Annotated in this window: 23 protein-coding genes; 11 read left to right on the top strand and 12 right to left on the bottom strand. The window is 27.6% G+C overall.

Annotated elements, in window-relative coordinates:
- Nucleotides 1–93 precede the first annotated feature (93 nt).
- Entirely contained in the window at nucleotides 94–705 is a 612-nt protein-coding gene (locus GFV01_RS05180; RefSeq protein WP_160565370.1) for a J domain-containing protein, read from the top strand.
- Between the two features lie 102 nt (nucleotides 706–807).
- Nucleotides 808–1383, top strand: a complete 576-nt coding sequence (locus GFV01_RS05175; RefSeq protein ID WP_160565368.1) for a hypothetical protein — start codon at nucleotides 808–810, stop codon at nucleotides 1381–1383.
- Between the two features lie 82 nt (nucleotides 1384–1465).
- Here the strand turns inward: GFV01_RS05175 and GFV01_RS05170 are convergent, their stop codons facing one another.
- Nucleotides 1466–1843 carry a copper resistance protein NlpE N-terminal domain-containing protein gene (locus GFV01_RS05170; RefSeq protein ID WP_160565367.1) on the bottom strand — a complete coding sequence of 126 codons (378 nt, stop codon included), beginning with the start codon at nucleotides 1841–1843 and terminating at the stop codon, nucleotides 1466–1468.
- Between the two features lie 88 nt (nucleotides 1844–1931).
- Nucleotides 1932–3296: a dihydrolipoamide acetyltransferase family protein gene (locus tag GFV01_RS05165; protein WP_160565365.1), complete on the bottom strand. Its 1365-nt coding sequence runs from the start codon at nucleotides 3294–3296 to the stop codon at nucleotides 1932–1934.
- 524 nt (nucleotides 3297–3820) lie between these two features.
- Between GFV01_RS05165 and GFV01_RS05160 the strand changes: the two genes are divergently transcribed.
- Nucleotides 3821–5350: an LTA synthase family protein gene (locus tag GFV01_RS05160; protein WP_221411115.1), complete on the top strand. Its 1530-nt coding sequence runs from the start codon at nucleotides 3821–3823 to the stop codon at nucleotides 5348–5350.
- Here the strand turns inward: GFV01_RS05160 and GFV01_RS05155 are convergent.
- On the bottom strand, nucleotides 5339–6130 hold the full coding sequence (locus GFV01_RS05155) for a DUF2797 domain-containing protein (RefSeq protein WP_160565361.1): 792 nt from the start codon (nucleotides 6128–6130) through the stop codon (nucleotides 5339–5341). The two genes, GFV01_RS05160 and GFV01_RS05155, sit on opposite strands and share 12 nt — an antisense overlap.
- A gap of 304 nt (nucleotides 6131–6434) precedes the next feature.
- On the opposite strand from GFV01_RS05155, the gene GFV01_RS05150 reads away from it, so the two are divergent.
- Complete coding sequence (locus GFV01_RS05150; protein WP_160565359.1) at nucleotides 6435–7016, top strand: META domain-containing protein; 582 nt, start codon at nucleotides 6435–6437, stop codon at nucleotides 7014–7016.
- A 55-nt stretch (nucleotides 7017–7071) separates the two neighbouring features.
- Here GFV01_RS05150 and GFV01_RS05145 read toward each other — a convergent pair whose 3' ends face one another.
- Entirely contained in the window at nucleotides 7072–7707 is a 636-nt protein-coding gene (locus GFV01_RS05145; protein WP_160565357.1) for a VanW family protein, read from the bottom strand.
- Nucleotides 7708–7798: 91 nt separating this feature from the next.
- On the opposite strand from GFV01_RS05145, the gene GFV01_RS05140 reads away from it, so the two are divergent.
- Genes GFV01_RS05140 through GFV01_RS05130 form a run of 3 tightly spaced genes read left to right on the top strand, consistent with a single transcriptional unit; the run spans nucleotide 7799 to nucleotide 10633 of the window.
- The gene (locus GFV01_RS05140; protein WP_160556538.1) at nucleotides 7799–8815 is read left to right on the top strand and encodes a hypothetical protein; all 1017 of its coding nucleotides are present in this window, start codon (nucleotides 7799–7801) and stop codon (nucleotides 8813–8815) included.
- Nucleotides 8812–9723 carry a glycosyltransferase gene (locus GFV01_RS05135; protein ID WP_160565355.1) on the top strand — a complete coding sequence of 304 codons (912 nt, stop codon included), beginning with the start codon at nucleotides 8812–8814 and terminating at the stop codon, nucleotides 9721–9723. The genes GFV01_RS05140 and GFV01_RS05135 overlap by 4 nt, the downstream gene beginning before the upstream one ends.
- Before the next feature lie 4 nt (nucleotides 9724–9727).
- Nucleotides 9728–10633 carry a glycosyltransferase family 2 protein gene (locus tag GFV01_RS05130; protein ID WP_160565353.1) on the top strand — a complete coding sequence of 302 codons (906 nt, stop codon included), beginning with the start codon at nucleotides 9728–9730 and terminating at the stop codon, nucleotides 10631–10633.
- 541 nt (nucleotides 10634–11174) lie between these two features.
- On the opposite strand, the gene GFV01_RS05125 is transcribed toward GFV01_RS05130, so the two are convergent.
- From GFV01_RS05125 to GFV01_RS05105, 5 genes are all read right to left on the bottom strand, one after another.
- Nucleotides 11175–12065 (bottom strand): hypothetical protein, encoded by an 891-nt coding sequence (locus GFV01_RS05125; RefSeq protein ID WP_160565351.1) that lies wholly within the window; start codon nucleotides 12063–12065, stop codon nucleotides 11175–11177.
- A 400-nt stretch (nucleotides 12066–12465) separates the two neighbouring features.
- Complete coding sequence (locus GFV01_RS05120) at nucleotides 12466–13746, bottom strand: glycosyltransferase family 4 protein (protein WP_160565349.1); 1281 nt, start codon at nucleotides 13744–13746, stop codon at nucleotides 12466–12468.
- Between the two features lie 3 nt (nucleotides 13747–13749).
- Nucleotides 13750–16263 (bottom strand): YfhO family protein, encoded by a 2514-nt coding sequence (locus GFV01_RS05115; protein ID WP_160565347.1) that lies wholly within the window; start codon nucleotides 16261–16263, stop codon nucleotides 13750–13752.
- The gene (locus tag GFV01_RS05110) at nucleotides 16250–16477 is read right to left on the bottom strand and encodes a hypothetical protein (RefSeq protein WP_160565345.1); all 228 of its coding nucleotides are present in this window, start codon (nucleotides 16475–16477) and stop codon (nucleotides 16250–16252) included. Before GFV01_RS05110 ends, GFV01_RS05115 begins: the two co-directional genes overlap by 14 nt.
- Nucleotides 16478–16507: 30 nt before the next feature.
- Nucleotides 16508–17587, bottom strand: coding sequence for a DUF6263 family protein (locus GFV01_RS05105; RefSeq protein ID WP_160565343.1), 1080 nt, complete (start codon nucleotides 17585–17587; stop codon nucleotides 16508–16510).
- Nucleotides 17588–17763: 176 nt separating this feature from the next.
- Here GFV01_RS05105 and GFV01_RS05100 point away from each other — a divergent pair, with 176 nt between their 5' ends.
- Both GFV01_RS05100 and GFV01_RS05095 read left to right on the top strand, forming a co-directional pair.
- Nucleotides 17764–18330, top strand: a complete 567-nt coding sequence (locus GFV01_RS05100; RefSeq protein ID WP_160565341.1) for an RNA polymerase sigma factor — start codon at nucleotides 17764–17766, stop codon at nucleotides 18328–18330.
- Nucleotides 18327–19325 carry a hypothetical protein gene (locus GFV01_RS05095; protein WP_160565339.1) on the top strand — a complete coding sequence of 333 codons (999 nt, stop codon included), beginning with the start codon at nucleotides 18327–18329 and terminating at the stop codon, nucleotides 19323–19325. Before GFV01_RS05100 ends, GFV01_RS05095 begins: the two co-directional genes overlap by 4 nt.
- A gap of 5 nt (nucleotides 19326–19330) precedes the next feature.
- Here GFV01_RS05095 and GFV01_RS05090 read toward each other — a convergent pair whose 3' ends face one another.
- The 3 genes from GFV01_RS05090 to GFV01_RS05080 form a co-directional block, all read right to left on the bottom strand.
- Nucleotides 19331–20116 carry a DUF3108 domain-containing protein gene (locus tag GFV01_RS05090; RefSeq protein WP_160565337.1) on the bottom strand — a complete coding sequence of 262 codons (786 nt, stop codon included), beginning with the start codon at nucleotides 20114–20116 and terminating at the stop codon, nucleotides 19331–19333.
- Nucleotides 20117–20253: 137 nt separating this feature from the next.
- A complete protein-coding gene (locus tag GFV01_RS05085; RefSeq protein ID WP_160565335.1) occupies nucleotides 20254–20493 on the bottom strand; it encodes a NifU family protein in 240 nt (79 codons plus the stop codon).
- Nucleotides 20494–20507: 14 nt separating this feature from the next.
- On the bottom strand, nucleotides 20508–21587 hold the full coding sequence (locus GFV01_RS05080; protein WP_160565333.1) for an Mrp/NBP35 family ATP-binding protein: 1080 nt from the start codon (nucleotides 21585–21587) through the stop codon (nucleotides 20508–20510).
- A 283-nt stretch (nucleotides 21588–21870) separates the two neighbouring features.
- Here GFV01_RS05080 and GFV01_RS05075 point away from each other — a divergent pair, with 283 nt between their 5' ends.
- Together GFV01_RS05075 and GFV01_RS05070 are read left to right on the top strand one after the other, a co-directional pair.
- The gene (locus GFV01_RS05075) at nucleotides 21871–22653 is read left to right on the top strand and encodes a HipA family kinase (protein ID WP_160565331.1); all 783 of its coding nucleotides are present in this window, start codon (nucleotides 21871–21873) and stop codon (nucleotides 22651–22653) included.
- Nucleotides 22631–23020: a DUF3037 domain-containing protein gene (locus tag GFV01_RS05070; protein WP_160565329.1), complete on the top strand. Its 390-nt coding sequence runs from the start codon at nucleotides 22631–22633 to the stop codon at nucleotides 23018–23020. The genes GFV01_RS05075 and GFV01_RS05070 overlap by 23 nt, the downstream gene beginning before the upstream one ends.
- The last annotated feature ends 110 nt before the right edge of the window (nucleotides 23021–23130 follow it).

The following is a 23130-nucleotide window of genomic DNA, read 5'->3' as shown; positions in this document are numbered from 1 at the left end:
TCGTTTAAATGTTTATCAATCGGTGTAAATGTATTTTAAATAGCTTATATTTGTGCCGAATGTTCTTTTTAATACTGGTTGTAGCCTAAAATAATGAAAGATTTTTATACTATATTAGAAGTCGATCCGACTGCATCGCGTAAGGAAATTAAAAAATCTTATAGAAGATTAGCTCTTAAATATCATCCGGATAGGAATTTAAATAATAAAGATAATGAAAAGCTTTTTATAGATATTAACGAAGCATATCATATTTTATCCAATGAAGAATTTCGTAAAAATTATGACGTAAGGTACAGAAAAAAAATTTCTTATTATTCTCAACCTATTACACCTTATATTTTTTTGAAAAAGTTTCAGGATATTCGTAAATTCATTTATGATAGAGGTATTAATAAAATAAGTAAAAATGCGTTATATTCAGGGTTGGAAAAATTATTGTCTGATGAAAATATCAACTTCTTACTTTTAAAAAGTGATAAAGAAGTTCGTAAGCAGATTATAATTGAAAATTTAAAATGTATAAAGTTTTTACCATCTTTAGATAAAGAAAAAATCATAATCAAGCTATTAAAATTAGCCGATAATGATCATAGTCTTGTAGCTCTTATTAGTTTCTCTACTAATCATACGGAAAACAAGTATTTTTTTACCTCTATTTTTTCAAAGTTTACTTATAAAATAAAACAAATGTTTGTTCCATAAATTAATGGAATTAAACAATAGGCTAAAACAGACGTTACCGTTTGAAATTGTAATCTTAAAGCCAAAAAATTAGATATATTGTAAGATACTAAAATAATTATAATGAAAAAAATTGTATTCGTTTTCACTCTACTAATGATTTTAAACAGCGGAGAGCTGTTTTCACAAAATAAAACCAATAGGATAACAACTACTAAATTAAAAAAGAAAAGCCTTATTTTAGGTCCCAAATCTGCGGCTAAAATTAAAGAATTATTTTTTACTGCTAAAGGATTTAAATTACCGCAAAAAATAGAGGCAATCAATACTATAGCTACTTATACGGGTGCAGAACCCATTGAAGGTTCAGGAAACATATATACTTGGGATTTCACGAATGGTTTTCAAATTAGTGCAATATCAGAGGGTGGCGGGCGATTAGGAAGTAATGATAAAATTTCATTGGTTAGTTTCAATTACGGAGGAATCAATTCAGTGGAATTATCAAATTCAATTGTCTTACATCAATCTTCTCTAAGTTCCATTGAAAAAATATATGCTAAGCGTTTAATAAAATTTAAAAATACGAAACAACCTACATATAAAGTAGTGTCAGATAAAATTTATACTACTTTTTACTTTAATGAAAAAAATATTTTAATAAGTTTAACTATCTCTAATTATGATTTAGAATTTTAAATATTTATTTCAAAAAATCGACAAAATTTACTGAGAATGAAATAATCAAGTTATATTAAACTTACTTGATTATTTATATAGATTATTGTTTAATTAAATATTCTTCGGTATCGTATTGACCTGTATTGTCAAGATAGTACAGTTTTTTCTCAAAAGCTTTAAATTTAAAACCAAATTTATCTAAAGCTATCGTTGAATTTTTTCTATCCCAATTGAAATTACCTTGTTCATAGATAATTGATCCTTTAGAATCTTCGTCATTAAAAAGCTGAATTTTTAACATATACGAATAATTTTGATCTAAAGTAAGAACCACAAATTCACAATCATCACATGAAATACTTCCTTGATAAGTTCCGATAAATTTCTTAGGTAAAGTATCCCTAATTGAAGAAGATACTGATAAAGAATCAGTTTGGTTAGAAGCTTTAATCGTTTGTTTCTTATCGCAACTGTTCAAAAGGCAACTAAATATAATTAGCAGTATATAATATTGTATTGAATGGATGTTCACAGGAAACAATCAATTTATTAAATATATTTCAACTTTAAAATTTTGTATTAGGATCAAATTTTTCCAAATAATCAGAAACCCTCTTAGCAAAAGCACCTCCTAAAGCTCCATCTATGACCCTGTGATCATAGGTATGTGAGATAATCATCATATGGCGTATACCTATCATGTCTCCTTGAGGAGTTTCAATAACTGCCGGTTTTTTAACAATCGATCCAACAGCCATTATAGCAACTTGAGGTTGGTTGATGATCGGCGTTCCTGCAAGGTTTCCAAAACTTCCAATATTACTCAAAGTATACGTTCCATTATTGGTATCTTCCGGTTTTAGCTGATTATTTCTTGCACGATTTGCTAAATCATTTATTGATCTTGCAAGTCCGGATAAACTCAACTGATCAGCATTTTTTATAACAGGGACTATTAAATTGCCATTGGGAACAGCTGTTGCTATACCTATATTAATATTTTTCCTTTTTATAATTCTATCCCCATCTACGGAGATATTAATCATAGGAAAATCTTTTATTGCTTTAACAATTGCCTGAATAAACATAGGCATAAAAGTGAGCTTAACTCCTTCATTTTTGAAGAAAGAATCTTTATTTTTATTTCTCCAAAGCACTATATTGGTAACATCTGCTTCAACAAATGAAGTAACATGGGCTGAAATTTGTCTGCTTTGCAGCATATTTTTAGAAATAAGCTTACGCATACGGTCCATTTCTATGATTTCGTCACCATCCGATATGGAAGGAGAAGAATTTAATATAGAGGTTTCAGATGTATTTTCTGATACTTTAGGGCTATTATGAACCGGTTCCAGTATAGGTGATACTTTTATGGTAGCGGAAAGATTTCTACTTTTTAAATAGGAAAGGATATCTTCTTTTGTAATTCTACCGTTTAATCCCGTACCTTGTAGTAAATCTAATTCCGATTGAGAAATATTTTCTTTTTTACAAATAGATCTAATTAAGGGTGAATAATACGTACTTTTAGAAGCATTACTATTATGTAGTTCAGAGTTAGAAACCAAAGGTTTTTCTAATTCAGCTGTTATATTAGGTACATTTATAGATGTATTGATTGTTAGAGTATCATCCTGATTTAAAGATATTTCGGTTTTAGAAACAGCAGATGATTTTTCATCAATATCTTCAATTTCTAATATAGCAAAAGCTTCTCCAATTTTGCAAATGTCATTTACTTCTTTAAGCTTTTTTAGTAGTTTTCCCGAAATGGAGGAAGGAACATCTGAATCGACCTTATCTGTCGCAATTTCAACAATAGTTTCGTCTTCTTCTACATAATCTCCTTCATTTTTTGCCCATCCGGTAATAGTAGCTTCCATTATACCTTCTCCCATAGGAGGTAATATAAGTTTATATTCAGCCATAATTAATAATTAGAAAGACAAAACTAGGAAAAAAATATGGAATGAGATTAAATTTTTTAGGTTGTACTAAGATACACTATTAAATTATTAAAAAAACCAAATTTCATTGATTAAATTGATGAAAAATTGTATAGTTTTGAATTACTAACTATTCAATTCTTATTATGAATTATAAATTAAGTATAAAATTGCTATTGCTTAGATTATTATTCTTAATTTTTTGTTATCAGCTTTGTAGAACAATATTCTATCTATTCAATTTACATTGTTTTGAAAATATAGGATTATCGGAATTTTTAGGAGGCTTACGATTTGATCTAGCGGCAATTTTTTTAAGTAATATATTAATAATTGTATTATGTACGATTCCGGGAAACTTCAAATATAAACTTATTTATCAAAAAAGTTTAAAAATACTATTTTTTTTAATCAATGCCTTTTTTATAGGTTTAAATTTCATTGATATAAAATATTATATATATACTAATAAAAGAAGTACCTATTCATTGATTACTGCTTCCGGTATGGAAGGAGACATACTCAGACTAATTCCTGTATTCCTAACTCAATATTGGTATATGCTTTTAGGATATTTATTGGCTATGTTTTGTTTTTGGAAATTTATTCCTGAAATTTCATATAGACAAGAAAAAGAAAACGGATGGAAAGGTATTTTCGTAAGCTCATTAGTTTTTTTATTATTTATCGGCTTAATTATATTATTAGGAAGAGGAGGAATCCAAAGAGCTCCAATTAAAACGGTTGATGCTATCAATTATACCGATTATCCCCAAAATACCGCAGTGGTATTAAACACAACTTTTACAATTTTTAAAACTTTAAATAAAAAAGATAATTTAAAAAAGAAGAATTATTTTACCCCTCTACAATTAAAAACTTTTTATCAACCAATTATAGATATCAATTCTTATGGAATTTTTAATAAAAAGAATTTAGTAATTCTTATTTTGGAAAGTTTTGGAAAAGAAAATATTAATCAACAATTCGAAGGAAGGAAATTAACTCCGTTTTTAGATTCTTTATTTACAGAGGGCAGGTATTATACCAATGCTTTTGCTAACGGATTAAAATCTATAGATGCTGTACCTTCAATAATTACATCTATACCTTGTCTTATGGAAGTTTCTTATATATCTTCACCATATTCCTTTAATCAAATTGATGGTTTTAATGCTGTTTTAAAAAAAGAAGGATATAGTACTTCTTTTTTTCACGGTGCATTTAATGGAAGTCAAAATTTTAATGAATTCGCCCTTATTTCCGGCTATGATCATTATTATGGTAAAAATGAATACACGGAAAAAGGTGGATATGATGGAGTATGGGGGATTTTTGATGAAGAATTTTTACAGTTTGCATTAAAAAAATTTAATACATTTAAACAACCTTTCTTTTCAACTATTTTCACCATTTCATCACATTCTCCTTATACCATTCCTGAACAATATAAAAATAAATTTCCTAAAGGAAACAGAGATATACACGAAAGTATCGCTTATTCCGATTTTGCTTTAAGAAAATTTTTTGAGAATGCTAAAAAACAAGAATGGTATACTAACACGGTCTTTGTTATAACTCCCGATCATACAAGTAGAGGAGGGGCTAAACCTGAATACTTTTCAACAGAAATTGGTAATTATTCAATACCCATATTACTATTTGACCCTTCTAATTCTAAATTAAAGGGAAAAGAAAATAAATTAGTGGGTCAAATTGATATTTATCCTGAAGTTTTGAGTTATCTGAATTATAAAGGACAAATTTTTTCATTTGGCAATCCCGTTGAAAGTGAAGATCGAGTTGTTGCCAATTTTAATGAGGGTATTTATAGATTTTTAATCAATCAGTATTTTGTGGCTTTTGATGGTGAAAAGATTTTACGTGTATATGATTATACAAAAGACAGTTTATTACAACATTCAATTTCAAATTATCCTAAAGAAAACTTTGAATTTAAAATAAAATCGTATATTCAACAATATAATAACAGGCTGATAGATAATGAATTATCTTTAGTTAACTCAAAGGATTAAATCGACTACAAATCCCTCATGATTTCTAACATTAAACACCATATTATTATCTAAAAGCAAATATTGACCTTTAACACCTTTTAGAATTCCTTCAAATTCAAAAACCTTTTTAAGGTTTACCGAATTTACTTTATGTGGGTATGAGATCACAGGATATTGAAAATTAAAAATTTCGTTATCCTCTAAAATATAATTTTCTAATTGATCGGGTATAAATGTTTTAAGCTCATTTTTCACAATTGATAAATCTATATAGGGAACTGATTCTCTCAACATTTTCCTATAATTGGTTTTATCTGAAACGTGCTTTTTAAGAATGGATTCAATGACTCCTGCTTCATATCTATTTTCAGTTTCTGCTAATTTTATGGCATACTCGGCACCTTGATCGATCCATCGATAAGGTAATTGTGATTTTCTAGTGACACCTACCTTAACTCCTCCGGAAATAGCTAAGTAAACTATATGAGGCTGAAGTTGAGCTTGAGATTCAACACTTAAATCTCTGTCTTCCTTTCCTAAATGGGCTTTTGATAACTCGGGCCTTAGGATCCAATCTCCTGCATAGGGAGACGTAAAATAACATTCCTTACAATATCCCATGGCAAAGATTACTTTATCTAAACCACATCCCAGACATTTATAATGGTCAAATCGAATTTTTATTTTTTTATCTAATAGTTGATTTATAATAATAATTTCATCATTAAAATTTAGATAATATTGAATAGGAGAATTATATTCGGTTATCATTTTGGTTAGTTGTCCGGTTAGATGCATAAAGAATAATTTATTTACATTTAGTCTGTATTGTAATCTTGAATATTACAAATGTATTAAATATGCATTTATATAATAGTTTAATATTAAGTTTATATTAAAATATAATTTTTAAATATATGGGTTTAATTTACTTTAAGATAATAAATTAGTAATAATAAACGTTATACGACGTATAGGGAAAATTTATATTAGTTAAAAAAAAATCTAAAAAAATAGTTGTTATTGCAGGTTTTTTATATCTTTACCTAATATTTATTTTGCTCAAAAAGTTAATTAATCGTATAATACATACTTAAATATTATGAAAAAAAGTTTATTGAATTTTCATTTGATCTTCTTAGGGTTATTTCCATTATTTCTTATTACAAGTTGTGGAACATCAAAAAAAGCTATAGTTTATAGTGATGAAGTTGAGATTAATCAACACGAAGATGTAATAGATAGTTTAGAAATAATTGAGAATGGTAATGAAGATAAAATAATTGAAGTTAAAGAAACATTAAATATTAGAAAACCTAAAGGTAAATTAGATAAAATTTTAGTCTATTTAGGCGATGAAAATGTTGTGAAATGGAGATTAGTAAGATTGAATTCTCAAAATGTTGAAGATTTATATGAGAATGTTCCCTTGATGAGATTTGATGAACCTTGGAAACAAATTTACGGAACAACAGGTTGTAATAAATTTACTGCCTATTATACTTGGGAGAATACTATTTTTAACATTTCAAGATTAACTTCTACTGAATTGTCTTGTGATTTTGATGAATCACAATTTCTAAATGCTATGCAAAGTATTGATGAAATAAGAGAAGAAGATTCTATTTTATCATTTTATAATGATGGTCAAGAAATTTTGGTTTTTGAAAGATATAATCAGTAAAATTTGATTAAAAAAATATTATAATAGCTTCGTGTTAAAATACATGAAGCTTTTTTTATATTTTCATTTTGTAAACAGAAACGTCTGTTGTTCTACGGTTAATTCGTGTTAAAACTTCTTTGAATTTTTTAAAATCTCTACAGGTAAAAACTACTTCATTACGTATTATTTTTTCTGTACTTAAAATAGATCCATTTAAGATTTGATTTTTTATTTCAAAATTAAATTTTAAAGGAAAATCATAATTGTTTTTAATTTTTAAATCTTTTGATTCGTATAAAACCAATGCTTCAGCACCTAATGGGTATATTCTTTGTTCTTTAGTGAAATGATCTACAGATGAAGGATGTCTCTCAAGTATTGCTAATCCACTTACTAGTGCTAGATGGTAAATAATACTGCTGTATATCTCGTATAGTAAGATTGAGTCAGAATTTTCTGAAATGTGAGCTGGATTTCCTAAAATTTTCCAAAAAGAAAATTCCTGTTTGGGTTTAACTACTACATTAGACAATTTATTTTGTATCCATAAAATCTGACAAGCTAATTGTTCTACAGAAACAAAAAGATGATCTATAATCCTATATGATAAGAGAATTTTATAAGGATAAATATTTAAATCTTTTTTTTGTTGTTTTGCATAATTAATAATTGAAAAATATTCCTTAAAGATTTTAATTGGGTTTATCATAAAAGTTATTAATCATATAATTAGAAGTAAAAAGACATCACTAAATTTAATTAAAAATAATTAATGATTAAATTTGCAAAACTAAAAAATTATGAGAATAAATTATTCTACAAGAATATATATAATTTGTCCTGCAAATATCTCAACCGGAGGGCCTGAAGCATTACATCAATTAAGCCATAAATTAAGAACTGTTTTTAAATTAGATGCTAAAATGTATTATATACATAAAAAGTCTAATGAAAATCCCAAACCGCAAGTTTATAATATCTACGATACATCAGAGATTGAAACTATTGATGATCATCCTAATAATATTATTATCATTCCAGAATCTCTTACTAATTATATTTTTAAGTTTAAAAAAAGTAAGAAGATTATTTGGTGGTTGAGTGTTGATTTCTATTCAATTTGTATGAAGAATAGGCACAGAGGATTAAAATTTTATATTTCAAAATATTTTAAAGGTCAATTAGAAGAGCAGGAGTACCATTTGGAAAATCTTCCAGATGTGTATCATTGGGCGCAATCTTACCGATCCTATATATATCTTGTCGAAAACCATATACCAGAAAATAAGATATCTTTTGTATGTGATTATGTTAATCCACTTTTTTTAGCAGAAAGTAATCGAATTAAAAATTTAGTAAATAAAGAAAATATAATAATCTATAATCCTAAAAAAAATAATAAAGATTTAAAATCCATACAAAAGAAAAGCTCGAAGTATACATGGATAGCCATAAAGAATATGACACCCGATCAAGTGGTTGAAACCATGAAAAAAGCAAAAGTATATATAGATTTTGGATACAATCCCGGAAGAGACAAAATGTTAAGAGAATCATCTGTAATGAAATGTATTATTATTTCAGGTATGGGTGGATCTTCAAAATATCAACAAGATTTGAATATTTCAATTGGATATAAGTTTAAATATACAAAAAATGAACTTTCAAAAATTATTGATAAAATAGAATATTCTATAACCAATTATGAGCAAGCAATTTTGGAATTTAATGAGTACAGAAACGAAGTTCTAAATGAAGAATTAGAATTTGAAAATCAATTACAATTATTTTTTAATATAAATCCGGCTAAGAAATGATATCAGTTATAATTCCCATCTATAACGTAGAAAAATATTTAAGTAGATGTTTAGATTCTGTAATAAATCAAACGTATTCAGATTTGGAAATACTATTAATTAATGATGGATCTACAGATTCTAGCGGATTTATTTGTGATGAATATGCAAAAAATGATTCCAGAATTGTTGTTATTCATCAGGAAAATAAAGGTCCCTCACATGCAAGAAATAAAGGATTAGACAAAGCAAAAGGAGAATATATTAGTTTTATTGATCCTGATGATTTTATCTCTTTAAATTTTTTTGAAATATTACTTAATCAGTTAATTGAAACAGATAGCGATATTTGCATATGTAATTTCCAAAGTTTTTCTAATACAATACAAATTAAAAGTTCCGATTTAATAAATACATATAAAAAAGTATATAATGGGAGTATTTTTATTACTGAATTTAAATATACTAAAGATACTGTTCGTTATGTGGTATTGTGGAATAAACTATATAAAAAATGTTTATTCGATAATTTAAGAATGCCAGAAGATGTAAAAATTTGTGAGGATGAATATATATGGTATAAGTGTATGTATAATGCTGAAAAAATTTGCGAAATAGATACAATATTATATTATTATTATAAAAGAGAAAATAGCACAACCAATAGATTATATAAAGAATTTTCATTTAAAAAAGAAATAGCATTTTTAGAGGCCTTAGAAGATCGCATTAATTTTTGTGAAAAAGAGGGTTTAAATTATTTTATGAAAGATACAATTTTATACCGAAATAAAATTTTAAGAAAGATTTATATTTCTACTCCTAAAAATAATGTTCCAGAATATATTAAAATAGAATTAGAAAAAAGTATAAGAAAAATTTCTTATCTGAAAAGAATTAAAATATATTTGAAGAAAATTTTTAGCTAATAACATGTTCACTTATTCAATCATAATTCCACATAAAAATATACCTCATTTACTAAAAAGATGTTTAGATTCTATACCATTTAGGAATGATATTCAAACTATTATAGTTGATGATAATAGTGATCCTACAATTGTTAACTTTGATAAATTTCCTGGATACGATAAAGAGAATATTGAAATTTATTTAACTAAAGAAAATAAAGGAGCTGGTTATGCTAGAAATATAGGTTTATCCAAAGCCAAAGGAAAATGGATATTATTTGCTGATGCAGATGATTTTTTTAATACAAATTTTTTAACCGAAACAGATAAATATGTTGATACTGATAATGATTTAATATATTTTTTAGCTACTAGTGTCTATAGTGATACATTGAATAAAGCTTTTAGAAATAAATATTTGCTTTCCACTCGTAAAAAATATTATAAAAAACTTATCAAAAATGAGGTAGAAGCAAAGAATGAATTAGTATATAAAAATTGGGAAGCTTGGGCTAAAATGTTTAATCGAAGTTTTATTGAAAAAAATAATTTATTTTTTGAAGAAGAGAAAATAGGTGAAGATGCTATATTTGTAATTAAAGCTGGAGAATTATCAAGAAAATATTATGTAAGTGATTTTCCAATTTATTGTATTACTTACAGAAAAGATAGTTTATGTTTTAAAATGATCTCTGAAGATGATTTTGATCATAATTTTTTAGCTAAAGTCCGTATAAATAAATATTTAGAAAGCGTAGATAAGAATTCGTTTAAAATAGATTTATATCATGATATTATATTGTCATATCGTTTTGGAAGGAGAAAAAAAATGATAAATATATATAAAATTGCGAAAGAAAATGGTAATAAAATCCGAATTAAAGCTATATTAAAATATTTTTTAATTTCACTAAAAAAAAAATTTTAATATAAAAAAAAATCATAATAGTTATTTAATATAAAATATTTCATTTAGATAAAATAATTGAAGTATTTTATATAAGTTCTTTTAATAAAATTTTGTTATGTTATTTAGTTTTTAAACATTTTGTTATAATATTTAATTAATATATTTTTTGCAATACTATTTTAACCAAATTTTAATTATATTTTATATTAGAATAAAGCATTTTTTAAATTTTTTACAATCTATTTACATACTATTTGTTCTTTAAAAGTTAGAATATAAATATTTTATTAATTTATATTAACTTATTTAAGTTATATTAGCTTAATATTTTTTTTAAAAAATATTAAGCTGATATATTTTAAATTATAACTTTAAAACATTGTTGCTTATGTAATATCGAAAATGTTTTAGATAATTAATTTTAGGATAAAAAAAGACAAATAAATGATTTACATTTTAAAATATAAAAAAGTTATATCCTATCAAGCATAGCTAATCAACATAATCATATTTAATCTTGATAATAATAAATGAATACTATCTTAATATATTTCAAAGTTTACTGTTTTTTAGGATTTATTCCATATATTTCATTATAATTAGCGGTGATATTTCCTTTAGTTATAGTAATTTTACAAGTATTATGATCTATTCTAAATAATGAGACGTAATCATTCAAATATTGTATATGCGCTATTTCACCTTTTCTAGTTCCACCTATTGTAATTTTTTTATTCCAATAAACGGTAAATAATTTAATAATTAATTGAGTTGTTCCAGTAATCTCAACACTATCAACTAAATATACTTTTTCTTCCTCATCCCCGTATTCGCTTGCAAAATAACCTATTATATCGGTATGAGGTATAAGATTAAATTTAACTTTTAAATATTCGTTTTTAGAAGAAACAACAGGTATATATTTTTGACTTATATATTTTTCTTTAACTATGTAATCATTTGTGGGGGTTAAATTCATATAATCCTCTTGCAAAAAAAAGCTGAATTTAAAATTAATAAAATTATAGTCTATTCCTCTAAATAAGGTAAAAAATCTATTATTTGACATACCATATAAAGATTGTCGAAATGTATCATATAATTTAGGAGTAGGTTCATTTTTATTTAATTGAATTTTTAATAAACTATCTTTTTCTTTTTTTAATTTCTGTTCTTCCATGAATTTTATTTTTTGAATACTATCTTTAATTTTATAAATGCTATCTTGCTTTTTTTTCAATATTTGCTTTTTGATTTCATGGGCATTCCAAACACTATCTATAAATTGTTTTTCCTTTTTTAAACGTTTTTCATTTTTAGATTTTTCAATTTTATCTTGTCTAATTTGTTTAGCATATAATAATGGGAATAATATCAAACTTTTGATTTGTGCAGAAGTAAATAAAGGAATTAAAATTAATAATAAGGTAGGCAGTATTTTTATTTTCATAATTATTTTTTTTCAAATATATAAATATGAATAAAAATGCGATAAATATTAATTTTTATTTAGAAATTAATAATTTATATTTATTATTAAATTATGATATTAATTAGATTATTTTAATTTATAAACATGTTATATTTTATTATGTATGACATTAAAAATGTTATTTTTAAAAATATTCAATTAATCAAAATAATTAAAAAAAAATAAATATATAATGCCATTATTAATTAAAATTGACAAATCATAAGCAAAATGTGAATAATATGATGAATATCTATAAAAAAACATAATAATAACAACCTAAATGAATTAGTCTTATTACTTAAAATTATATATGGTAAAATTTTGATATACGAGTATTATAACTATTTAAAACTAAGAAAATGTGTTTATTAATTTTCTATAAATATTTAATTAATTTTTCAGTCAGAAATTTTCTGTGAAAATTGGAAATTTTTGATGATGGGACATGCGCAGTATTGCTTTTCCAATTTTTAAACTCAGTTAAAATGAATTGTTTTAGATGATCGTTATCGTTATAAGTAAAATGTTTACCGGATTCAGTTTCAATTAATATTTTTTCAACATCAGCATTTTGTGGTCCTATAGATAAAATGGTTTTACCAGTTGCTAAATATTCAAATAATTTACCCGGAATGATACCTTTGGAATTTACATTATTAAAATTGGTTAATAGCAATAAATTAGAATTATTCATTTCATTAATCGATTCAACATGAGGTAAATATCCTATATTGATCCAATTATTTTTTAAAGCCGAATTATTTAACTCTTCTATAATCGAATCAGAAATTTTTCCCACAAATTTTAAACGGAATTGAGAGGCAAATGCTGGATTCTCTAAAATTAATTCCATTAATACTTTCCATAAATTAGTGGGATTTCGTAGCGTCTCGAGCATTCCAACATACGAAATGGTGAATACAGAAGTTGGTTCATCTGCTCTATTTACTTCTGAATCAAAACCATTAGTAATACATTCAACATTTTTAGCTCCTAATTTTTTAAAATTTTCTTTATCTGTATAACTGGTTGAAAGAATCAGATCGGCATTTTGAAAAACTTCTTTTTCCATTTTCTTATGTTTTAGATCTGATCTTTGAGTTAGTTTTAGTTGAGAGTAGTAGGAAATTTGAGTCCAAGGATCTCTAAAATCGGCGATCCATTTGATTTTGTCTTTTTTTATTTGCTTTAATCCTAATCCTATTAAATGCATACTATGAGGAGGCCCGGTTGTTACTAAAGTATCTATATTGTATTCATCCATATATTTTTCAAGAAACTTAATAGAAGGTTTAATCCAAAACATACGAGCATCGGGAATAAAAAAATTTCCTCTTATGAATACGGAAACCCTGGATAAAATGCCTTGTTTTTTAGCGGTTTCAAATTGACCGGCTTTAAAATCTTTATTTTTCTTGGTGAGTGTCTCAGCTAAACGGTACGGTTCCCATATAGGTTTTTTGATAATTTTTATTTTAGGATTTATTTCATCAACCAAGCTTGGGTCTAAAATAGGATAGGAGGGATTTTCGGGAATATAAACATGAGGTTCAATACTGAATTCCGGCAGATATTTTGTAAATTTTAACCATCTTTGTACCCCTGGGCCTCCGGCCGGAGGCCAATAATAGGAAATGATCAAAACCTTTTTACACATGTCTTACAAAGATTTTGAAATCTCAGAGGATTTACTTCTTTTTTTGTAGTCATATATCAATAATATACTGCTTATAATTACAAAAAGAAGACAAGTGCCCAGAGTTATATATTTTCCTTTTTGAATTACGGGAGGATTAAAGGAAAAATTTATAGTATGTTTTCCTGCAGGTATTTTTAAGGCACGTAACGTATAATCGGCTCTATAAATAGGAACTTCTTTTCCATCGATTGAAGCCTTCCAACCATGTGGATAATAAATTTCCGAAAAAACTCCTAATTTTTCCTCTTTACTATTAGAAACATAGGTTAAATTATTCGGTAAATATTCTTTTAATTCTATAGAAGACAAACTATCAGAGGAAGATTTTATGGTAAGGTCTTTTTTATATTTTGAATTTATTACTGCTTTTCTTTTGTTATCAATCTTTCCCAATGCTAATAATTCCTCATCGGCATTGTTGGCAAAAACAATTTCATTTACAAACCAAGCATTTCCATTATTATTAGGATTAGGAATAGGTCTGATTATAGAATCGGCAGTGATGATGTACTTAGTATTAAGCATATCAAGTATAGGTAAATTTAAGCTGTCCGATAAATAAAAATCTATTAAATCTTGATATCTCCTTAATTTAGCACCATGATATCCACCAATCGATTGATGAAAATAAGAGGTATTAGTTTCATTAAAAGGACTTAACAACAAATTGAATACTCTGTAATGAGCATGATCGTTTTGTTTAATTATATCTAATGCATGGTTAATAGGTGCTGCATTGACAATACGAGCCAAGGTTGGATCGGTTTGTGCTTTTTCTAATTGACTTTCTGTTACTTGAGTAGGAAAAGGATTTTTATAAAATTGTTTGTCCACAAAATTATCATCATTTAAATAACGTTTATCCACTCCCCATAAATCAACTAAAGATAATGCGGCAATAGCTAAAACTGCATAACTTGATTTAAAGGACTTAATTTGAGCAGCCCAAAGAAGTACAGAACAAACTAAAACGAAGAAAAAAGTTCGTAAAATATCTGATTGGAAAAGGGCAAAACGATCTTTTCTAATAGCTTCAAGTATTTCAGATTTTATAGCATTACCTTCTAAAGTAGTATGAAAGCTAAATATATGTAATCCTAATACATACAGAAGTAATAATATAACCAATATAAAACCGGAACTTATATATAAAATTTTAGTTTTATAAACTTGGGTAAGAGTTTCATCCATAAAATATGAATACGTACCCAATAAAGCTAATAAAGGAATAGTAAATTCAGCAATCACAAGAGCGGAAGAAACAGCTCGAAATTTATTATATAATGGGAAATATTGAATCATGAAATCAGTAAATATCCCAAAATTTTTACCCCAAGCTAAAAAGAAACTTAGAACGGTTGCTGCAACCAACCACCATTTATATTTGCCTTTATAGTAAAATAAAGCTAAAAAGGCTAAGAATATTACTACAGAACCTTGATAAGCAGGGCCTACGGTACCCGGTTGCTCTCCCCAATAAGAACCATTAAAAGCACGTTGAAATTGAGTATATTCTTCCTGTGATCTAATATTTTCCTGTAAAGATGATTCAAGATTAGAGGTTTTAAATCCTTTTTCATTGTTGCCACCCCCCATAAAATTAGGAACAAATAAATTTGCCGTCTCTAAAATCCCGTAGCTCCAATGAGTAATATAATCTGTATCTAATCCCTGATTAGAGGAAATGTTATTTTTACTTATAGTTAAATCTGACTTGCCTCGCGTGGTTTCCTTTGAATATTCATAGGTTGATAGTAAACGGGTAGAATTCATTCCTAGCGCCAGTAAAATGGCCAGAAGAAAAAAGCCAGAAGAAATACCAAAAGATTTTAATGTTTTCGTTTTAAAGCTGTGAATAAGTTCAATCAAACCAAAAATTCCTAAAGCTAAAAACAGATAATACGTCATTTGTGGATGATTGGCTGCAATTTGTAACGATAAGAATAAAGTGGTAAGAATAAATCCGGTAACATATTTTTTTTGATACAGTAAATATACACCTGCAATAAATGGCGCAAAATAGGCTATCGTATGAATTTTAGCATTATGACCGGCTCCAATTATGATAAAAAAATAGGTTGAAAAAGAGAACATAATACTTCCCAACAAAGCATATTTCCAATTTTTTAACCATACCATACCTAACAAGTAAAAACCGGATAACAACAAAAATAAATAACTTGCGGGAGTAGGAAAAGTTCTTAATAAACGATCGATACTTTTAATTATATCTGAAGGATAATTAGCTCCCATTTGGTAGGTGGGCATTCCCCCAAACATGGAATTGCTCCAATAGGTGTCTTCTCCATGAATAGATCGATACTCTTCTAATTCATGCGCGCCGCCTTTATAATGGATGATATCAGGTTGAGAAATATATTTACCTGATAATAATGGACTAAAATACATAAAGGAGAGGATGACAAAAAAAAGCAAACATCCTACAACCGGCAAAAAATAACTATTTTTTTTCATTGTCTTTAGTTTCTACTTCTTCGTAATCAATTGTTTCTGCATCCCATTTAATACCCTTATTCTGAGAAGAATTTTTTCTTTGGTTATTAAATTGATGGGGCTTGGACCTGGAATATTTCTTTTTTGCACGAATACCCGAGAAAATTTTATTTAAAATATTAAAAACAAAATAAGCAACTGTTGCAAAAAATATAAATTCAATTAATCTTCCCATCGATAAATATATAAATTAATTAGTAACCTATCAATTAATATACGTGTTATTTACAGATTTTTGCACCACCTTTTCAGTTTCATTACCTTTACTGGCTGATTTGGTTTCCGTAACAGTCATAGTAAAATTGGCATTGGAAATCCAACCTGATTTATTATTTATGATAATTTTTCCACTTTGAGTGCCCTTTACAGACAATTTATAAGTTATCCCTTCTACCACTTTAGAATCTGTTTTAGAAGGTAAAATTCCCTGAATACGAACTTCAGTTAAACTGTCACCCACTTTTACTAACTGATTATACCCTTGATCTTTCAATTCCGGATGAGTATTCCATTTCTCTCCAATTTTTAATCCTTTTGAAGGAAATTTCATAATGGATCCTTCAAATTGAGCTTTAAAAGTTTCAGGATTCAGACCCAATTTAAAAGCATTAATAAAATCATCCAGTTCTTTTCCTTTCAATTCGGATTTTAAGGTTGATTTTGCTTTTTCATAAATAGCGTCCATACCCTTTATGTTGGAAGCATTTCCGTAAATATCCATCGTTAATGTAAAAGTAACATTGCTGATTGCCCTGTATATTTTCCACAATTTTGCTTGATCGGGATTTTCCGGTTTTTTACCGTTGGTATCAAATACCACTACTTTACCATCCGCTTTAGTAATAACTTTTTTGCCTCCCATGGATACTTGTAAGGTATATATATCATTTTTGATATCTAATACCGTAAAGCTTATTGGATCTATGGATTCTTGCGAAACAGATTGACTTTTATCTCTAAAAGTTACTGTTTGCTTATTAATTTCTCTGGAATTAAAAGAATAGGTTTTACCTTTTTCAAGAATATATCTAAGATGATAAAGGCTATCCGCATCTTGATAGATTCCGGTTATAATTTCAGGACTACTTTTTTCTTGTTTATGAGTATCATTACTCGGTAAAGAAGATTCCGCGTTCAAAGATATTCCTGAACGGTTTGTTTCATCTTTTTTTGAAATGGAAGTATCTGGTAATTGTTTGGATTTTTCTTCATTTTTGCATGAAACAAGACCACCACCCAATAAAATAGATATAAACAAATAAGATACGACTGACAATTTTTTCATTACGTCAAAATTTTCTGCAATTTACTAAAGATAATTAGTAAACAAATGATAAAGCTCGGAAAAACCTAAGTTTTTTCTCAGTTGTTTACAATAATTTTGAAAATTATATATTTTGAAAATTCTATCAGGCTAATTAATTTGTATTTTAGCGCTAAATATTATTTATTCGAGGATTTTTGAAAAATCGTTTAGAACTTAAGACATACAAAGACCAAGAGCTTTTAGATAAATATAGGGAAACTCAAGATATCGAATATTTTGGTGTTTTATATAGCAGGTATATTCCTTTACAATATGGACTTTGCCTTAAATATTTAAAAGATGAGCATAAAGCCCAAGATGCAGTAATGCAACTGTTTGAAAATTTACTTCCTAAAATTTTAAATTATAAAATAGATTATTTCAGATCATGGTTATATACAGTTTCCAAAAATTATTGTTTACAACAATTAAGAAGAGAAGGTATAGAAATAAATATAGATCATGCTATGGAAAATGTGCAATCTGAGGATGTTTGGGACTTATTGGATGAAAATAATGATGATAAAAAATATCAAATGTTAGACGATTGTTTATCCAGGCTACCCCAACCTCAAAAGACATCCATTGAAATGTTTTTTTTCAAAGATAAATCGTATATGGATATTTGTGATGCTACTCAATACAGCTTGAAAAGTGTTAAAAGTTATATACAGAACGGTAAAAGAAATTTAAAGCTTTGCTTAGAAAAAAATCTTAAATGAAAAAATTACTTAACTATATAGGAGGTAGAAAAAGAGGTAAAGATGCCAGAGATATTGAAAGGCAATCCATGAAGGATGACTTTTTAAGAGAAGCTTTAGAGGGTTATGAAGAAGTTCAAGGAGACCCAAATAAGGATATTAAAAAGCTCGAAAGAAAAATTTTAGATAAAACGAATCCTCGAAAGAATATATTTCCAATTTATGTCGAAGCTGCCGGATTAGTTCTTCTAGTCAGTATAAGTATACTATATAAATTAACAAACGGTCAAAGAAAGGAAAGAAATTTAATCGCTTATGAAAAATCAGGAAGTAACGACAAGAATACGAATATTCCCTTTGCAATCAATGAATACAACAATAGTTCAAACAATGAAAAGAAGGATTTTTCCGATACTTTCAAAGTAAAATCACAAAATAAAAGTAAACCTTTGACTATCGTATCTAATCATACATTGAAACAAAAAATTGGTCCTAAAGAATTTATTCGAAATATAGAACCGGAATCAATCGAAGAAGATACCGATACCTTTGAAAATAAATTTATTGCACACCGGGATATAAGCGCTGAACTCAGTCAAGAAAAAGTTGAGGAACCGTTATTATCTTTGAAAACAATGAATAGAGATTCCTCTCTTGAACCGGTAAAAAAACTCAACAAAACTGATCGAGAAATAAATCAGACTTATTTAAGAGATTCTTTAGTAAGAGATTCACAATCTAATGGTATTACACATAAAAGTTTTGAATCTCAGCCCACTATTGGAATGGACAATTTCAATACCTACATCTATAAAAATCTGTCGGTTAAAAAAGAAAAATGCGATACTAATGAAGTTGAGATAGTTATCGGATTTACTGTAAGTAAAGAAGGCATACCGAAAAAATTACACATTCTTCAATCCAATTGCGATAAATTAGCCAATAGAATCATTAAATTAATTAAATCGGGAAGCAGTTGGACAGAAGGAGAAGGAATATATCATTTTGTCAGATAACTTGATTATTTACTAAAATTAATTGGAGTTTCTAAATTTTTATAACTACTTAAATCGGCTTTTAAAGATCCAACGGCTAATTCAGCTTTAATTTGAATTGGAACATGATTTGAGTCATCGGTTACCCACATAGTTACACTTTCTTTCTCTTTAAAAACTCTTCCTGCAAGGACATAGGGTCTGATTTTTAAACATTTTACTTTTCCAAAACTTGAAGAGACTGTTTCTCTATTCAAAATTTTAAGTTTAAAATTTAGAGTTTCACCGTCCATAAATATATTAAGACTGATATAATCTCCCGCTGTATAATTATCGGTATTCATATGTCTTAAATAATAAAATGCCGATAACATATCGTGCATTTCTCCCGTATAATTATAGGTTTTGGAAGTATTGGATTTATTATTGGTATAAGTAATATTTTTATTAGTATGATCAATGACCATCGTTTGATCTCTTACATAAGAACCTTCGCGAATTTTACGGATAAATTTAGAAGAAAGCAAAGTGGATTTATCTATATAAGTTTCATATAGATCTTCCACTTTAAAAAATAATTTTACCGCTCCGGTAGAATATCCTTTACCAACCACATGATAGTGAGTTTTCTCATTAAAAGTTACCACATTTGTGGTAAAAGTAGCATATCCGGCATTTAAAAAACCATAATGAATCCTGTACTTTAAATATTCCCCGTCTTTAAATTGAGTAGGAGAGGGCGTTGAATAATCCGCTGATATAAATATAAAAAAGAATAAGAACGTAACGACTATCGTAAATAATTTTTTCATTCCAAATTTTTGGTTATTAGTTATAGCTCATAACATTTATTAAATAAAAGTAATTAATATAAAAATAGATTAAAATATCATAATTCTATCAAACTTATTGCCAAAAATTAAATAACAAAAGAGCAGGATTAAATTTTTTATTCGCTTATACTTATTACTTCTTCAATTTCGGGTACATGTTTTTTTATAGTTGTTTCAATTCCTAATTTTAATGTACTTTGATTAATTGAACAATCAGAGCATGCGCCGGTAAAGCTTACAAAAACCTTATTATCTTTGATTTCAATAAGTTTAACATCGCCGCCATCGGACATTAAAAAAGGACGAATTTCTTCTAATGCTTGATTTATTCTGTCTGTTAATGTATTCATTTGCATGTAAAATAATAAAATTAATTGTTAGAACATCCCGCCATTGTTGTAATTCTTACCGCTTCTGAAGGTGGTAAATTTTCATTTCTTTTAACCAGGCTGCTTATCATATTTTTAGCCAATTTCATATAAATTCCGGATACCATTTCATCTTCTTGCAATACGGCCGGTCTTCCGTAATCAGAAGCCTCTCTGATGGATTGTATGATAGGAATTTCACCGAGGAAAGGAAGGTCCATAGACTCAGCTAATTTTTTAACACCTTTTTTTCCGAAAATATAATATTTATTATTCGGTAATTCTTTTGGCGTAAAATAAGCCATATTCTCAATTAAACCAAGAACAGGTACATTAATTTCCGGCATTTGGAACATAGCAACCCCCTTTTTTACATCCGTCAGGGCCACATGTTGCGGTGTACTAACTATAACGGATCCGGTTACGGGAACTTCCTGAACGATCGATAGATGTATATCTCCGGTTCCTGGAGGAAGGTCTATAAAAAGGAAATCCAATTCGCCCCAATTGGCATCATGAAGTAATTGGTGGATCGCTTTGGAAGCCATAGCTCCTCTCCAAATAACCGCCTGGTTGGCTCCTGCAAAAAATCCTAAAGAAAGAAGCTTTACTCCGTAACTTTCCACAGGTATAATTTTATTATTATCTGATAAAGGCTTTTCATTGGTAACATCAAACATGGTAGGAACCGAAGGCCCGTATATATCAGCGTCCAATAAGCCCACTTTAAATCCCATTTTAACTAAGGCTGTTGCCAAGTTGGATGCAACGGTAGATTTTCCGACACCGCCTTTTCCTGAAGCAACTGCTATTATATTTTTAATACCCGGAATAGCATTTCCTCTGGAATCCTTTTTTTCCGGTACTTCTACTGAAATATTCAATTTAAGCTGTACATCTTTTCCAAACTTTTGTTCAAAAGCTGTATGCATAGCTGTTTCCATTCTTTTCTTTTCATGTAGGGCAGGTGAATGAGAAAGCATATCGATTATAACGGTATCACCCATTATTTGTACATTCCTGACTAAGTCATCAACCTCTATTTCCTTCAAAAAGTTTTTAATTTCTTCTTTACTTGCCATCTTGTATTTTCTTAAAATAAAAAAGTATAATTCCTTTTTATTGTCTGTACAAATGTATTAATCTTTATGGATTTATGTATACTTTTTACTAAAGAAAATCTATAGTTGAATAGTTTAAATGAATCAAAGTATATTAAATTTTTAAACTTGCCTGGTGAAGGGTATTCGGATTTAATTTGAGTTTAAGCTAAGATAAAAAACTTATGTTGAATGAAAATTTAATTTTTAATAAAAATTAATAGTTAGAAAAAAATGTATCTTTACCGAGGATAACCCATTCACTATGGAACTGAGAAGCGTACACGTTACAAGATACATTACCCCGTTGAGAGAAGGAGGTTCCTTACCTGCCTTGGCAGAAGCTGATGATGGGTTTAATTACGTGATCAAATTCAGGGGAGCAGGACACGGAACTAAGGCTTTAATATCTGAGTTAATTGGAGGGGAAATTGCAAGATTGTTAGGATTGAACATTCCTGAAATAGTATTTATTTACTTAGACGAAGCGTTTGGTCGCACGGAGGCTGATGAAGAAATACAAGATTTACTTAAAGCAAGTAGAGGTTTGAATTTAGGTTTACATTTTTTGTCAGGAGCGTTAACTTATGATCCGGTGGTTACAAAGATTGATTCCTATCTAGCCTCAAAAATTGTATGGTTAGATGCGTTTTTAACTAATATTGACAGAACGATTAAAAATACGAATATGCTTATTTGGCATAAAGAATTATGGCTGATTGATATGGGAGCTTCCTTATATTTTCATCATTCTTGGATAAACTGGGAACGATTATCGGTTACACCTTTTGCCGAAATTAAAAACCATGTATTATTACCTTTTGCCTTGCACCTCGAAGAAATTGATCAACAGTGCAAAGAACTAATAAGTTTAGATAAAATCGGTGAAATAGTAAATTTAATACCCGATGATTGGTTAGATTGGAGAAGTTCAGAAGAATCCATACAGGATATAAAAAATATTTATCAAGAATTCCTTTCTAACAGATTAAATAATTCACAACTATTTATAAAAGAAGCTAATAATGCAAGAAAAACGATTATATGAATATTCCGTTATAAGATTGGTGCCGAAAGTAGAAAGAGAAGAATTTATAAATGTGGGAATTATTTTGTTTTCAAAAGAAGCTAAATTTATCAAAGTCGAATATATAGTTGATCAAGAGAAAATAAAATGTTTTAGTAAAGATAATACTTTTGATATTGATTGTATTATAAATGCATTGGAAGCATTTAAAAAAATTAGTATAGGAGATTCTACAGGACGAGGCATAGCTGCTATGGGTATTGCAGAAAGATTTCGTTGGCTAACTTCTGAAAGAAGTACTATGATTCAAACATCCAGACCACATCCCGGCATTTCTTCGGATCTTAATCAAACATTTTTAAAATTATTTAACGAATTGGTATTGTAAAACAAATTGCTTGTTATCACAAAGATCATTTTCATTTATCTTTTCATTTAAAATTATATGTAATTTTTACGCTAAAATTCAGCAATCATAGTTAGATAATTAGTTCTAAT

The organism is Apibacter sp. B2912 (genome assembly GCF_009827835.1).
In the GTDB taxonomy this organism is placed as follows: Bacteria; Bacteroidota; Bacteroidia; order Flavobacteriales; family Weeksellaceae; genus Apibacter.
The sequence above is the reverse complement of the archived record's forward strand: the minus strand, read 5'-3'. Positions and strand labels throughout refer to the sequence as shown.